At 39.5% G+C, this 15,417-nt stretch carries 15 protein-coding genes; 13 read left to right on the forward strand and 2 right to left on the reverse strand.

Going from position 1 to position 15,417, the window contains the following annotated elements; genetic code table 11:
• Nucleotides 1–158 precede the first annotated feature (158 nt).
• Nucleotides 159–3,275: a ribonuclease E gene (rne, locus tag XM47_RS12940; protein ID WP_048693239.1), complete on the reverse strand. Its 3,117-nt coding sequence runs from the start codon at nt 3,273–3,275 to the stop codon at nt 159–161.
• 652 nt (nt 3,276–3,927) lie between these two features.
• Here rne and rluC point away from each other — a divergent pair.
• Complete coding sequence (gene rluC / locus XM47_RS12945; RefSeq protein WP_048693241.1) at nt 3,928–4,887, forward strand: 23S rRNA pseudouridine(955/2504/2580) synthase RluC; 960 nt, start codon at nt 3,928–3,930, stop codon at nt 4,885–4,887.
• Entirely contained in the window at nt 4,887–5,534 is a 648-nt protein-coding gene (locus XM47_RS12950) for an HAD family hydrolase (protein WP_048693242.1), read from the forward strand. Before rluC ends, XM47_RS12950 begins: the two co-directional genes overlap by 1 nt.
• 446 nt (nt 5,535–5,980) lie before the next feature.
• Here XM47_RS12950 and XM47_RS12955 read toward each other — a convergent pair whose 3' ends face one another.
• Nucleotides 5,981–6,580, reverse strand: a complete 600-nt coding sequence (locus tag XM47_RS12955) for a Maf family protein (RefSeq protein ID WP_048693245.1) — start codon at nt 6,578–6,580, stop codon at nt 5,981–5,983.
• Nucleotides 6,581–6,692: 112 nt separating this feature from the next.
• Here XM47_RS12955 and XM47_RS12960 point away from each other — a divergent pair, with 112 nt between their 5' ends.
• From XM47_RS12960 to tmk, 11 genes are all read left to right on the forward strand, one after another.
• Nucleotides 6,693–7,223, forward strand: coding sequence for a YceD family protein (locus tag XM47_RS12960; RefSeq protein WP_048693248.1), 531 nt, complete (start codon nt 6,693–6,695; stop codon nt 7,221–7,223).
• Between the two features lie 13 nt (nt 7,224–7,236).
• Nucleotides 7,237–7,410 (forward strand): 50S ribosomal protein L32, encoded by a 174-nt coding sequence (gene rpmF / locus XM47_RS12965; protein ID WP_048693251.1) that lies wholly within the window; start codon nt 7,237–7,239, stop codon nt 7,408–7,410.
• A gap of 11 nt (nt 7,411–7,421) precedes the next feature.
• Nucleotides 7,422–8,444, forward strand: coding sequence for a phosphate acyltransferase PlsX (plsX, locus tag XM47_RS12970; protein ID WP_048693253.1), 1,023 nt, complete (start codon nt 7,422–7,424; stop codon nt 8,442–8,444).
• Between the two features lie 5 nt (nt 8,445–8,449).
• Nucleotides 8,450–9,409, forward strand: a complete 960-nt coding sequence (locus tag XM47_RS12975; protein WP_048693256.1) for a beta-ketoacyl-ACP synthase III — start codon at nt 8,450–8,452, stop codon at nt 9,407–9,409.
• Between the two features lie 65 nt (nt 9,410–9,474).
• Complete coding sequence (gene fabD / locus XM47_RS12980; protein WP_048693258.1) at nt 9,475–10,419, forward strand: ACP S-malonyltransferase; 945 nt, start codon at nt 9,475–9,477, stop codon at nt 10,417–10,419.
• A 5-nt stretch (nt 10,420–10,424) separates the two neighbouring features.
• Complete coding sequence (fabG, locus tag XM47_RS12985) at nt 10,425–11,165, forward strand: 3-oxoacyl-ACP reductase FabG (RefSeq protein WP_048693261.1); 741 nt, start codon at nt 10,425–10,427, stop codon at nt 11,163–11,165.
• Between the two features lie 237 nt (nt 11,166–11,402).
• On the forward strand, nt 11,403–11,645 hold the full coding sequence (acpP, locus tag XM47_RS12990) for an acyl carrier protein (protein ID WP_048693263.1): 243 nt from the start codon (nt 11,403–11,405) through the stop codon (nt 11,643–11,645).
• Between the two features lie 66 nt (nt 11,646–11,711).
• Nucleotides 11,712–12,950 (forward strand): beta-ketoacyl-ACP synthase II, encoded by a 1,239-nt coding sequence (fabF, locus tag XM47_RS12995; RefSeq protein ID WP_077066559.1) that lies wholly within the window; start codon nt 11,712–11,714, stop codon nt 12,948–12,950.
• Nucleotides 12,951–12,994: 44 nt separating this feature from the next.
• Nucleotides 12,995–13,798 (forward strand): aminodeoxychorismate lyase, encoded by an 804-nt coding sequence (gene pabC, locus XM47_RS13000; RefSeq protein WP_048693266.1) that lies wholly within the window; start codon nt 12,995–12,997, stop codon nt 13,796–13,798.
• Nucleotides 13,791–14,783 (forward strand): endolytic transglycosylase MltG, encoded by a 993-nt coding sequence (gene mltG / locus XM47_RS13005; RefSeq protein WP_048693273.1) that lies wholly within the window; start codon nt 13,791–13,793, stop codon nt 14,781–14,783. The genes pabC and mltG overlap by 8 nt, the downstream gene beginning before the upstream one ends.
• Nucleotides 14,783–15,412, forward strand: coding sequence for a dTMP kinase (tmk, locus tag XM47_RS13010; RefSeq protein WP_048693276.1), 630 nt, complete (start codon nt 14,783–14,785; stop codon nt 15,410–15,412). The genes mltG and tmk overlap by 1 nt, the downstream gene beginning before the upstream one ends.
• Nucleotides 15,413–15,417 lie beyond the last annotated feature (5 nt).

Here is a 15,417-nt window from a genome sequence, read left to right on the forward strand (position 1 = left end):
CCTTTCTTTGATTAATATACCCACTTGGGGTTAGTTAATTAACCTGAACTCGGGCTAATTAATGTTAAGTTACAAAAAGAGCGCCTGAGGCGCTCTTTTAATTTTGTTAGATTTTATCGAGCTGGAATTAAAACATAAATGCTTTGCTCGGTATTATTCTAATTTATTACAGCTTGTGTCGCTGGTGATTCGCTTTTGCTGGTCGGTGTATTTGAGCCACCTGTTTTACCTGAAGTGCTTAATTTAGCACGTACATCGTCAGGTAACGCTTTTATGACTAGCTCTCTACTTGTGTCGATAGCTAAAGGTTTAGTTTGGCTCATCGGCGAGAAGGCGTGTCCTTTGAACGAGCGAACTGCTGTTACAGTGGCAGCTTGCTCTTCGGTTTGCTGTGTTTCAACTTTGGCTGCTTCAACTTTTTCGGCCACAACTTCTTGAGTTTCTTCAGCTTGTTCCGCTTTTTGCACAGGCGCTTCTACTGTTTTAACTTCAGTTGCTTCTGGCGCTGCCACCTCTGGCGTAACGTTTTCTGTTTCAGCTTGCTCTGTTCCAGCAATTTCAGCCGCTGCTACTTCTTGATTTTGCGCTACGGCAGGTGTTTCAAGATCGTCTAGCGGTAAGCTTTGCTGTGTTTCGTTAGCCTCAGTTGCCGTTGTATTAGCTTCTGGAGTTTCAGTCGCTTCTGCTGTGCTTGTCACCTCAGTTGCTTCTACAGGCGTTTCTGCTACTGGCTCAGATACAGTTTCTTCTGTTTGACTCGTTTGAGTAGACGTTTGCGTTTCCGCTTTTGCATTCTCGTGCGGGTAACGAGATTCTACCGGATCTTCACTCAGTTCAGCTTGTTGCATTACTTCTAACTCAAGTTCATTTTGCTGAACATCATTGTTTTTGTAATAAGCTGAATAATCTGCTTTATTCTCACCATCTTGACCTTCGCTTTGGTTTTGACGACGACGACGCTGTGTAGACGCTCTCAAATGACGCGTGCCACGTCTTTGTTTGTTTGCAGGGCGCTGCGTTTCTGATTCATCATTAGGGATGAATGCCGGTTCAGCTTGCTCTACTTTTACGACTTCAGGCTTTTCAGCTGCTGGCGCTTGAGTTTTAACTTGATCTACAACTTGCTCTAAAACTTGTTCTTGAGCTTGTGGCTTTTGCTCTTGAACTTTCTCTTCTTTGGCTTTTTCAACAACTTTAGCTGAAGGTTTTTTAGTTTGAGCCTTATTCGGTTTTGACTCTACTGCTTTTGCTTCTACTTTAGTGTTATTAGTCACTTTAGTTTGGCTGTTATTTGCAGTATCAGCGTTATTTGAATCAACTCTTACCTTTTTACGTTGAGTGCGTCTTGCTCTGCGCTCTTGAACCTTGTTTTCTGATTTATCAGATTGAGGTTTATTTGATTGCTGCTTACGCGGTTTATCAAACTTCTCATTTTTCTCTGACTTGTTTGAATCGTTGTTACGTCTATTACGGTTGTTACGTTTTTGATTAGAACGATTACGGTTATTTGACTGCGTTGGTTTTGGCGCAGCTGGTTTTTCTTTAACTTCTTCTTTAACTTCAGGTGCTAAAAGCGATTTAAAGAATGCAGCTATACGGCTAAACAAGCTTGGTTCAGCATTTTTTACTTCTGCTTTTTGAGGTGCGGTAGCTGTCGGTTGTACTGGTGCTGCAACAGGCGAACCAAAGCCTTTTAATGCAGGCTCTTCTTTTTTCTCAGGCGCTTTAATCGATGGTGACATAGGGATCACAACATCTTGCTCTGGCTTAGTAATCAGTTTGTAGCTTAGCTCGTCAGAAGTCTCGTCGATTTTAATACGAGATACTTCATAATTAGGCGTTTGCATATGCGGGTTTGGTGCAACAACGATACGTACGTTGTGGCTTTTTTCGATGAATCGAACCGCACCACGTTTTTCATTCAGTAGATAAGTTGCTACTTCAATTGGTACTTGAGCTTGAACTTGTACTGTATTTTCTTTTATCGCTTCTTCTTCTAATAGACGAAGGATTGATAAAGCGAGTGATTCGTTAGAACGTATAGTCCCTGTGCCTTGGCATCGAGGGCAGCTATCGTTTGCGCTTTCACCTAGTGAAGGGCGTAAACGTTGGCGTGACATTTCTAATAAACCGAAACGGCTGATTCTGGCTAGTTGGATTCTTGCTCTGTCTGGTCTAACTGCTTCACGTAAGCGGTTTTCAACTTCTCTTTGGTTACGTGCCGGTGTCATATCGATAAAGTCGATAACAACTAAACCACCTAAATCACGTAATCTTAGTTGGCGCGCGATTTCATCTGCGGCTTCTAAATTGGTATTAAAAGCGGTTTCTTCAATATCACCGCCTTTAGTCGCTTTAGCTGAGTTGATATCGATAGAGGTAAGTGCTTCTGTCGGATCAATTACGATTGAACCACCAGATGGTAATCTAACTTCACGTTGGAAAGCGGATTCGATTTGGCTTTCAATTTGGAAGTGAGTAAATAATGGAATTTCACCTTGGTATAACTTAACTCGGTTAGTAAAGTCTGGACGAACAAGTGAGATATGTGCTTTCGCATCTTCAAATACTTTTGGATGGTCGATTAGGATTTCACCTATATCACGACGTAAGTAATCTCGGATTGCTCTAACGATAACGTTACTTTCTTGGTGAATTAGGAATGGAGCTGGGCGTGATTCACCTTCAGCTTTAATTGATTCCCAATGGCTTAATAAGACATTTAAATCCCACTCTAATTCTTCGAATGCTTTACCTACACCAGCAGTACGAACAATTAAGCCCATTCCGTGTGGTAAAGATAATTTAGATAAAGATTCTTTTAATGCTGTTCTTTCATCGCCTTCGATACGACGAGAAATACCGCCAGCTTTAGGATTGTTTGGCATTAACACTAGGTAACTACCAGCTAAGCTTACAAATGTTGTTAGCGCCGCACCTTTTTGACCACGTTCTTCTTTGTCGATTTGAACGATAACTTCTTGGCCTTCGCTGATCACATCTTTGATGTTAGGGCGACCTTGAAGTGTGTAGCCTTCTGGGAAGTAAGCTTTTGCAATTTCTTTTAGTGGAAGGAAGCCATGTCTTTCTTGACCATAGTCAACAAAGGCTGCTTCTAAGCTTGGTTCTACACGGGTAATTTTACCTTTGTAGATGTTGGCTTTTTTTTGCTCGTGGCCATGACTTTCAATATCTAGATCGTAAAGTCTTTGACCATCAACTAGTGCTACGCGTAACTCTTCTTCTTGAGTCGCGTTAATTAACATACGTTTCATATTTGTTTCACCAAATGAAACGCCATTGCCAGCTTATCAAAACAAGCTAAAAGCAGTAATCTTTTATCAAGATAATACTAATTTTAAAGTAGCCCAGGCGGTTTTGTGCCTAGGCTATCTACTAGTGATGTCACTCTCCCGAGTCTCATAATGTATGATCTTAACTTAAACTAGAAGCCTTGCTAAATACTGATTTAGCAAATGAATTGAGGTTGCTCAATTCGAAAATCATTATTGCTTCTACGCTGTTTTTGTTACCGATCTTGCAATTTTTACTAGTTATTCTGTTTTGTTATTACTACCAAATCTAAAGTTTTGTTTTAACTGTAGATCTTAGGTTGTTTTGTTTAAGTTGGTTTGGCGTTTTCTAAAATAATAGCCATTCTCTATCGGGACGAATGTTTTAATGCCTAACAAAAAATTACTCACTTTGTTAGTATTAACTCGCGGTAGGACTTAAAGTCTAAGTATAAATACCCAACAATAAGCTTCGCTTCACTCGTGACCTCTTACACAGCAGAATGTCACCAAACTGTATTTTTTCAATACAGGTACAAAAATACTGGCATTGATAAATGCCATAAGCGAAAATATAGCAAAGCAAAGGCCATAGCGGCAATCTAAATCTCTCTTTAGAGTAAGAAAAATACAAATGAATAAAAATGACCTTGGGTCAGTATCGTTTTTTGACATAGATGAAGATAATTCTGGTCAAAGAATAGACAATTGGCTAAAACGTGAGCTTAAGCAAGTTCCTACTTCTTATATTTATAGAATCTTGAGAAAAGGTGAAGTTAGGGTAAATAAGAAGCGAATTAAGCCTGAATATAAATTGCAAGCTGGCGATGTTTTAAGATTACCGCCAATTAGAATTGATGAAGATAAATCCAAGACATTTACTGTTGGCGATAAGATTAAAAAGTTAGTTGAAGAGTCGATCATTTTTGAAGATAAGGCGCTTATTGTTTTAAATAAACCTTCCGGCTTAGCTGTACATGGTGGATCTGGCCTTAATTTTGGTGCAATTGAAGCTTTAAGAATTTTAAGACCTGAATTAAAACAATTAGAACTTGTACATAGACTCGACCGTGACACTTCAGGTTGTTTGTTAATTGCTAAGAAACGTTCTGTATTACGTAATTTGCATGAGCAATTGAGAACTAAAAAAGTCGACAAAAGGTATTGGGCGCTGGTCAGTGGCGCTTGGCCTTCTAAGCTTAAAGTTGTTGAAAAACCTTTATATAAGAATTCTTTAGAGTCTGGTGAGCGGGTTGTCAGGGTCGATGCCAAGTTAGGTAAGCCATCTGAGACTCGATTTAAAATTTTACGTAAACTAAAAGGCGCTACTTTAGTTGAAGCTTTTCCTGTCACGGGTCGTACTCATCAAATTAGGGTACATGCACAAGCGAGTGGCTACCCTATTGCGTTAGATGATAAGTATGGCGATGCTGATTTCGATATCAAAATGAAAGCGGTCGGCGTTAATCGTTTATTTCTTCATGCTGCGTCTATTACTTTTATTCATCCTCAAACAGAGCAGAAGTTAAGATTAGAAGCACCAATTGCACCTCATTTAAAACAAGCTATTGAAGCTTTAGTCGAGAAAAATTAATGCCAGCTTATCAATTTATTATTTTCGATTGGGATGGGACATTAATGGATTCAATTGGCCGAATCGTTTCGTCAATGAAAGAGACAGCGATTGCTTTGGATTTTCCTGTTCCTTCTGACCAATTAGCACGTTCGGTAATTGGCATGAGTTTAGAAAAAGCATTGGAGGTGGTGTTTCCTGATGCAGATGAAGTTCAGGGCAAGCAGTTATTTCAGCAATATCGAAAAGAATATATCGAACTAAATACCACACCAACACCTATGTTTGATGGTGCCGAAGCTTTATTACTGAGTTTAAAAAAATCAGGTAATAAACTTGCAGTAGCAACTGGAAAGGCTAGAGCAGGTTTAGATAGAGTTTTAGTGAGTACTAACTTATCTGAATTGTTTGTTGATACTATCTGTGCCGATGAAACAGAATCTAAGCCGAGTCCAGTAATGCTACAAACGATTTGTCAGCGCAATGGTTTTGATATTTCTGATTGTGTCATGATAGGGGACACTATTCATGATTTAGCTATGGCGAAAGCTGCTGGCATGGATTCTATCGGTGTTACTTTTGGGGTTAATAACCGTCAAGAGTTAGAAGCTTATCAGCCTGTGGCTATTGTGGATGATTTTGAACAGCTTGCAGAGGCTTTAAATTAAAAGCTGGTTCGCGCCAGCTTTTGTAAATATTGCAACCTTGGTGTTGGTTAAATACACCTTGTAGGCGCGATGCTTGCTCGCGCGTTTTGTGTAGGCTACGCAGAAGGTTTGGGTGTAGTGAGTATTTCGCGCCAGCTTTCGGTAATTGCTCCCTGCATTACTCTACGACTTACATCCCTGTAAGCCAGCTTGACGCCTACGGAGCTGTGTTGTTTGTTGGTTTTGTACAAGCTGCGCTGAGGTTTTGGTGTTGCCGTTGTCGGATGGCGCTTAGGCTTATCCGACCTACGGTTTTGTGTCGTTTGGTTTTATATTATTCAAATACTAAACAAGGGTGCTTAAATGTTACACCTTGTAGGCGCGATGCTTGCTCGCGCGTTTTGTGCTCTACGGCTTGCATCCCTTGACGCCTACGGATTATGCGTTGTTTGCCACCTTGGTATTCTTTAAGATAATTTGGCTAGCTCTAATAAAGGGTTAAAACCAAATTCATTTAATAGTTTGTTTAGTTGGATCATAGGTAGACCTATTAATGTGTTTGGGTCATTCCCTTCTAACTTTTCAAATAAACATATGCCTAATGCTTCACTTTTAAAGCTGCCCGCGCAATTTAATGGCATTTCTGCATTTACATAGGCTTTTATTTCAGCATCAGTTAGTTCTTTAAAGTGAACAATAAAAGCTTCAACTAAGGTTTTGTCTTCTTGTGTTTCTGTATTAACTAAGCTTAAGCCTGTTAGAAAGGTTACTTTTTTACCACTTAATTTTTTCAGCTGTAAAATCGCATTCTCTATTGTATGAGGTTTTCCAAGTATTTCATCGTCGACAACTGCAACTTGATCTGAACCAATCACAAGCGCGTTGGTAAATTGCTTAGCCCCAGCTTGGGCTTTTAATTTTGCGAGTCGGGCGACTAAGTCTTTCGCGCTTTCGTTTTCCAGTCGAGTTTCGTCTGTTTTTGGTTTACAGGTTTCAAATGGTAATCCTAATTTTTCTAAAATTTGTTTACGGAAAGGTGAGGTTGAAGCTAAAACTAGAGTTTGCATAGGGTCTCTTTTTGCTGTTTAAAACCAAAAAACAGGTTTTTTCTATATGAAGTGCTATTTTCTCCGATTTTCAATTGACTATGCAATAGCAGATCGTTAGTATTCGCGCCCTATGCAAAAGGTAAAAATGCCAATCGAAATAGATCCAGTAAAAAGTGCGCAACAACGCTCCGATTATCATGGTATTTATTTGTTGGAAAATTTTAGTCGTTTAAGAGAAGTAACACTCACTAATTCTGGTGAGGTCGTTGTCGATCTTAAATGTACCTATGACGAGCAAGGCTTGCCTATTATGCTTGTCACTGCAAAGACGGATGTGGAAGTAACATGTCAGCGTTGTAACGGTTCATTGTCTTGTTCTGTCAATTTTACGGTTACATACACGCCAAAAACTTCAACACTAGATGAAGATTTAGTCCCTTCTGATTATGAAGTGGCTGAGCTGAATGAATATGGTTGCCTGGATTTTCGAGCATTAGTTGAAGATGAATTAATGTTGGCACTTCCAATAGTACCTAAACACTCAGTTGATGAGTGCGGTGTAACTGAAGATGACATGAGCTGGGGTGAGCTAGGTGAAGAAGCCGAAGCAGAACCTGCTAATCCGTTTGATGTACTTAAAAGTTTAAAGAAACCCAAATAGTAGGAGAATTGTAATGGCAGTTCAAAAGAGCAAAAAATCTCGTTCAAGACGTGGTATGCGCCGCTCACACGACGCTTTAACTAGTGCAACATTATCAATCGACAGCACATCTGGTGAGACGCATTTACGTCACCACGTTACTGCTGACGGTTTTTATAAAGGCAAGAAAGTAGTTCCAGCTGCATAAGCGAGCTTGACTTGTCTGATCTAACCATAGCGTTAGATGCAATGGGAGGCGACTTTGGGCCTCCCATTACTATTCCAGCTTCATTAGAAATGTTGGCTGAAAACCCACAGCTACGTCTGATAGTTTGTGGCGATAAATATCAAATCACGCCTTTACTCAAAAACAAACCTTATAATCTAACTCAGCGTTTGGAAGTTATCCATTGCAGCCAAGTTGTTGCTATGGGCGATAAGCCATCTGCAGCTTTAAGAACAAAAGCCGATTCATCTATGCGTAAAATCCTCGATTTAGTCAAAGAGGGTACAGCGTCTGCCTGTGTCAGTGCCGGTAATACAGGCGCATTGTTAACTATGGCTTTTTATGTATTGAAGATGTTACCTGGGATTAAGCGCCCAGCTTTAGTGACTGCAATTCCAAATGCAGATGGGCATAAAACTTTTATTTTAGATTTAGGGGCGAATGTTGAATGTGATGAACATATTCTTCATCAATTTGCGCTTATGGGTAGCGTAGTTTCCGAAAAAAATAAATTAGATAATCCAAGAATCGGGCTACTCAATGTTGGTGAAGAAGAAATAAAAGGTAGTGATAAAGTAAAAAAAGCAGCTCAGCTGATTAGGCAAGATAAATCACTTAACTATATTGGTTATGTTGAAGGTAATGACATTTTTAGCGGTAAAACCGATGTTGTTGTTTGTGATGGCTTTGTCGGTAATGTCGCGCTTAAATCTTGCGAAGGTTTAGCTTTAGCCGTGGTTAAGAGTATTAAAACCCTTGCTCGAGAAAATTGGCGCTCGCGTATTTTTGCGGCAATCGCTTTGCCAATGTTTAAAAAATTATATAAACAAATGAACCCAGATCATTATAATGGCGCTAGTTTACTTGGCTTGCGTGGTATTGTAATAAAAAGTCATGGGAATGCTTCAAAAGATGCATTTAAGTATGCAATTAAAGAAGCAATGAATGAAATTCGCCATCAGGTGCCAGAAAAAATTGGTAACCGGATAGAAACGGCGTTAACTGATAGGTCTTAAGTTGTATGTATTCAAAAATTATTGGTACTGGTAGTTATTTCCCTGAACAAGTTCGCTCTAATGCTGATCTTGAGCAAATGGTGGATACAAGCCATGAATGGATTATCGAGCGAACTGGTATTTGTGAAAGACGCATTGCTTCTCCTGAAGAAAATGTCGCAACTATGGGCCATCAAGCTAGTTTAAAAGCGCTTGAAGCGGCAGGTATTGAAGCTGATAGCATTGATTTGATTATTTGTGCGACCACAAGTTGGGAAAAAGCGTTACCAAGCGCAGCGTGTGAAATTCAAAATTTATTAGGTTTACCTGGTGTACCTGCATTTGATATTGGCGCAGCCTGTTCTGGTTTTTGTTATGCATTAAGTATTGCCGATCAATTTATTAAAGCGGGTAACGCTAAAAGAGTATTAGTTGTTGGCTCAGATGCCCTGACTCGATTATTAGATCCGAAAGATCGCAGCATGATCATTTTATTTGGTGATGCCGCCGGCGCTTGTATTTTAGAAGCCAGCGAAGAACAAGGTATTTTATCTACTCATATTAAAGCTGATGGACGTTTTGCTGATTTATTAGGCGCAGACATTCCAACGCGTGGCGATGAAAAATCTGTTCATGCCGCATATGGTTATATGAAAGGAAATGAAGTTTTCAAAGTCGCGGTTACTAAATTAAGTGAAATCGTTCAAGAAACTTTAGTTGCGAATAACTTAGATAAATCGGAAATTGATTGGTTAGTGCCTCATCAGGCTAATTATCGAATTATTAAAGCAACAGCGAAGAAATTAAATATGACGATGGACCGTGTAGTCGTTACTTTGGATAAACATGGTAATACATCGGCTGCATCTGTTATTACTGCGCTTGATGAAGCGATTAGAGATGGTCGTATTCAACGCGGTCAGACTTTATTGTTAGAAGCTTTTGGTGGCGGTTTCGCTTGGGCTTCTGCGCTTGTTAAATATTAATTAGTCTGAATGTAGGCTAATTGACACAGCGTTAAAAAATTAAAAAAGTAAAACGAGAAATTTTTATGTCGAACAATATTGCATTTGTATTTCCAGGCCAAGGTTCACAAACTGTTGGTATGTTAGCTGATCTTTATCAGTCTTTTGATGTCGTTAAGCAAACTTTTGAGCAAGCGTCTGACGCTTTAGCTTTTGATTTAGGCAAAATCATTTTAGATGGCCCAGCTGAAGAGTTAAATCAAACTCAAATTACCCAGCCTGCTTTATTGACAGCTAGTATTGCAGTTCTGCGTTTAATTGCTGAAAAAAGCGATATTAAACCTGCTTTTTTGGCTGGTCATAGTTTAGGTGAGTATTCAGCTTTAACGGCTGCAGGTGTTATTCAGTTTGAAGATGCACTTAAGTTAGTTGAGTTACGTGGTAAGGCTATGCAACAAGCGGTTCCAGCTGGTGTTGGTGCCATGGCTGCTATTATCGGCTTAGCGGATGATGCGGTTATTAAAGCTTGTGCTGACGCAAGTGCACAATCAACCGAAAACGAAGTGGTTGCAGCGGTTAATTTTAATTCGCCAGGTCAAGTCGTTATTGCTGGTCATAAAGCTGCGGTTGCTGCTGCAGGCGAGCTTTGTAAAGCTGCGGGCGCTAAACGTGCATTACCTTTACCGGTTAGTGTGCCATCACATTGTGCATTAATGAAACCAGCAGCTGAAGAGTTAGCTGTAGCGTTAAAAGAAATTCAATTTTCGGCGCCAAGTTTTTCTGTTATCAATAATGTTGATGTTAAAGCTGAAACGGATGCTGCAGCAATTCAAGACGCATTAGTTCGTCAATTATATTGCCCAGTACGTTGGACAGAAACGGTACAATTTTTAGCATCTCAAGGTGTGACAGAGTTAGTTGAAGTCGGTGCTGGTAAAGTACTTGCTGGATTAACTAAGCGAATTGAGAAAAGTTTAAGTGCTAGATCAGTTAATGATCTTGCATCGTTAGAAGCATTTTTAGGTGAGTAATTAATATGTTTTCAAATTTTGAAGGACAAGTTGCATTAGTAACAGGCGCAAGCCGTGGTATTGGTAAAGCAATCGCTTTACAACTAGCTAATGCAGGTGCAAAAGTAATTGGTACTGCAACTTCTGAAAAAGGCGCTGCAGCTATTGCTGAGTACCTTGGCGAAAAAGGTACTGGTTTAGTATTAAATGTAACGGATGACGATTCAATTGCGGCATTATTTGATGCGATTAAAGCTCAATTCGGTGACATCGATATTCTAGTGAACAACGCAGGTATCACACGAGATAACTTAATGATGCGTATGAAAAATGATGAGTGGGAAGATATTTTAAATACTAACCTAACTTCAGTTTTCAAATTATCTAAAGCTGTTTTACGCGCTATGATGAAGAAACGCACTGGCCGTATTATTAATATCGGTTCGGTTGTTGGTTCAACTGGTAATCCAGGACAAGCTAACTATTGCGCAGCTAAAGCTGGTTTAGTTGGTTTTACTAAAGCATTAGCGAAAGAAGTTGCTTCGCGTGGCATTACTGTTAATACAGTTGCACCTGGTTTTATCGATACAGATATGACTAAAGAATTAACGGAAGAGCAAAAAAATACAATTTTTGCCCAAATTCCAGCTGGCCGTTTAGGTCAACCAGAAGAAATCGCATCAGCAGTTAGCTTTTTAGCAACTAAAGAAGCGGCTTATATTTCTGGCGAAACTATCCATGTTAACGGTGGTATGTATATGGCTTAACCCTTGTAGTTAAGCTTTGGGGCATAAAAATAACTTGAATTGAAATTCAAGATTGTATTGATTATCTTAAACAGGTATTATCTGCCCCGATTAATTTAGTAGTGGTTATTTAGGTAGATTTTTTAAATACCTAGTTGACCTGTTAATAGCAAGTGATAAGCTTGTACAGAATTTTTTATTTATAAATTACAGTAAAATTTGTGCATAGTGCGCATTTTCTGAAGGAAACTTTACATTATGAGTAACGCAAACATCCAAGAAAGAGTATACAAAATTATTGTTGAGCAATTAGGTGTTAAAGAAGAAGAAATCACAAACGAAGCTTCTTTTGTTGATGACCTAGGTGCAGATTCATTGGATACAGTTGAATTAGTTATGGCGCTTGAAGAAGAATTCGACACAGAGATTCCTGATGAAGAAGCTGAAAAAATTACTACAGTTCAATCAGCTATCGACTACGTTGTAGCGAACAAAGAATAATATTTCTGGGCGGTTCCTAACCGCCCTTTTTGTACCTTTCAAACTACTCCTCCTGGAGGCTATCTAGTGTCTAAACGACGTGTCGTTGTTACTGGACTTGGGATGTTATCACCAGTCGGTAATACAGTTGATGATTCTTGGAAAGCTTTGCTTGCAGGTCAAAGTGGCATTCAATTAATTGATACCTTTGATGTTAGTAACTTTTCAACTCGTATAAGTGGCTTGGTTAAAGGCTTTAATGCTGAAGACTACATGCCAAAGAAAGAAGCTAAAAAAATGGATACCTTTATCCAATATGGTGTAGCTGCTGGTATTCAGGCAATGAAAGACTCAGGTCTTGAAATTACTGATGAAAATGCAGACCGTATTGGTGCGGCAATTGGCTCTGGTATTGGTGGTTTAACTCTAATTGAAGAAAACCACACTAAATTACTCGCTAATGGCCCTAAAAGAATGTCACCGTTTTTCGTGCCTTCGACCATTATTAATATGATAGCTGGTCATCTTTCAATCATGTATGGTTTGAAAGGTCCAAATATCGCAATTACCACTGCTTGTACTACAGGTGTCCATAATATTGGTCATGCTGCTCGTATGATTGCATATGGCGATGCCGATGCTATGTTAGCGGGTGGTGCTGAACAAGCAACTACGCCTTTAGGTTTAGGTGGTTTTGCTGCTGCTCGTGCATTGTCGAGCCGCAATGATGATCCAACTAAGGCAAGTCGTCCTTGGGATAAAGACCGTGACGGTTTTGTTATGGGTGATGGTGCTGGTGTTATGATGCTTGAAGAATACGAGCATGCAAAAGCACGTGGTGCAAAAATTTATGCTGAACTTTCTGGCTTTGGTCAGAGCGGCGATGCTAACCACATTACTTCACCTCCTGCTGATGGTGCAGGCGCACAAGCTGCTATGGCCAATGCAGTTAAAGACGGTGGTATTGAATTAGCTCAAGTGGGCTATTTAAATGCACACGGTACTTCAACGCCAGTTGGTGATAAAGCGGAAACTAATGCTGTTAAAGGCCTATTTGGTGATTTAGCTAGCAAGGTTATGGTGAGTTCTACTAAGTCGATGACAGGCCATTTATTAGGTGCTGCAGGGGCGATTGAAGCGATTATTACAGTTAAAGCGCTTCAAGATCAAAGTATTCCGCCAACAATCAATTTAGACAATCCTGATGAAGGTTGTGATCTTGATTATGTGCCGCATGAAGCACGTCAAGCTAAATTTGAATACGCATTGTGTAACTCATTTGGTTTCGGTGGAACCAATGGATCATTGCTTTTCAATAAAGTTTAATGTTAAAAAGCCTGCATCGCAGGCTTTTTTCTTTAATCTAACTCATGCAAATATTCCTTAACCATCAAAACAACCCTGTTAGGCCTTCTGTTTTTAATCGCGCATTTCAGTTTGGCGATGCCCATTTCACCACATTAAAAATTGTCGACAAGCAGATACATTTATTCGATTTTCATTTACACCGACTCAAACTTGCAAATAATGTATTAGGTTTTTCTGGTTTTGATCAAACTGCACTCGTCACTGAATTACAAAGTATTGCAGCTGAAAACAATACTTGTATTGTCAAAGTATTGATTAGCCGAGGCGATAGTCAAAGAGGATATCAAGTCCCGGATGATATCGCTTGCCAAGTTTATCTCTTTGTCAGTGATTTTCATCCTGATGCTTTTAGTTTTCCTAATGGAATTGAGCTTGCACTGCTAGAGTTTCGTTTGGGTTATCAACCTAGCTTAGCTGGGTTAAAGCATTGCAATCGTCTAGAGCAAATCTTAGTCAAACAAGAAATAGCCAATTTAGGCGCTAAAGATGGTATTGTTTGTGGTTTGGAAGGTGAGTTAATCGAGACATCTGTCGCCAATATTTTTGTCAAAATAGATGATGATTGGTGTACACCTGATTTATCCTTAGCTGGCATTGCTGGGGTTAAGCGGGATTGGTTATTAGCGAAAATGCAAGCTTGTGGTGTTCGCTGTTCTGTTCGTAAAATCTCTGCAGCTGAAATCAAGCAAGTTCAATCTGCTGTGATTTGCAATGCATTAATGGATTTGGTAGTCGTGTCTAAAATTGGTATGCAAAAATTATCTTTAGTTGAGTCGCAAAACCTAATAAGGTTGGTCAATGCTTAAGTCTAAATTAGTTAGATACAGTTTAGTTGGGTTGGTTTTGAGCTTGTTCGCAGGCTTAGCCTATGGCTATATGCATTGGCAACGAGCATTAGAACGTGAGGTTTTTGTTGAACCTCAATATTTTGAGGTTCAACCAGGACAAAGCTTTAATTCAATTGTGCAGCAATTAAAGCAAAAGCAATTAATTAGTGAAACTTGGTCGTTGAAACTTCAGGCCAAGTTGCAGCCAAAATATAGCCAGCTTCAAGCTGGTTTATATCAATTTTCTGGCACACTGGCCCCGATAGATTTTATCTATATGATGCGAAGAGGGCGGATTGTTGAATTTAAACTGACTTTTACAGAAGGCTCTGAGTTTAAGCAATGGCAAAAAATGTTAGCCGAGCATCCGTTTATTGAGCAAACGAATTACGCGAATAAACTCGCGGCACTCATCAAGCCGCATAAATCGGCAGAAGGTTTATTTTTTCCTGATACTTATTCATTTCACGCGCGAACAACGGATTTTAGTATTTTAAAACAAGCATTTGATAAAATGCAGCAAACCAAGAAGCTATTACCTAGTATTGATGAACACGAGTTATCTTGGTATCAGATTTTAATTTTGGCATCTATTGTTGAAAAAGAAACGGCGATTGTGGCTGAGATGCCGATTATTGCATCTGTTTTTCTGAATCGTCTTAAGATCAAGATGCGGTTACAAACTGACCCTACGGTTATTTATGGTTTAGGCGATGAATATAAAGGCGATATTACCCGCCAGCATCTTAAACAATATACACCGTATAACACTTATAAAATATCAGGCTTACCGCCAACGCCAATTGCTATGCCTAGTAAAGCGGCAATAGAGGCTGTTATTTCGCCAGCCAACACAAAATATTTATACTTTGTTGCTGACGGTAAAGGTGGGCATAAGTTTTCGACTAATTTACAGCAACATAATTTGGCAGTTCGCCAGTACTTAAAGCAAAGACAAAAATAATGAATACAGATGCAAAATTTATTGTAATTGAAGGGTTGGAAGGCGCAGGGAAAACAACTGCGATTCAAGCTGTAACTAGATGGCTGGAACAAAAATCAATTGAGTTTGTACAAACTCGTGAGCCAGGCGGCACACCTTTAGCTGAGCAGCTAAGAACGCTTGTGAAAGCACAGCGAGATAATGAAAAAGTCACAGCCGAAGCTGAACTATTAATTATGTATGCCAGCCGAGTTCAGTTGATTGAAAATGTGATCAAACCTGCGCTTGCAGAGGGTAAGTGGGTGGTTGGTGATCGCCATGATTTATCTTCTCGAGCCTATCAAGGCGGTGGCCGAGGTATTTCAGATGAGTTGCTTAACCCGATTCGAAGTGCTGTATTACAAGGTTTTGAACCTGATTTAACCTTATATTTAGATATCCGACCAGAAGTGGGTCTTGCTCGTGCCAGTGCTAGAGGTGAGTTAGATAGAATAGAGTTAGAAGCCTTAACCTTTTTCGAGAAAACTCGGGCTAAGTATCAAGAAATTGCCAATGCTTCTGATAACATAATTACGATAAATGCAGAGCAAACAATTGAAGAAGTACAGCAGTCGATTACACTGCAGCTAGACCAATTCTTTAAATCTTAGTTGAT

Source organism: Catenovulum maritimum (genome assembly GCF_001050375.1).
Classification (GTDB): domain Bacteria; phylum Pseudomonadota; class Gammaproteobacteria; order Enterobacterales; family Alteromonadaceae; genus Catenovulum; species Catenovulum maritimum.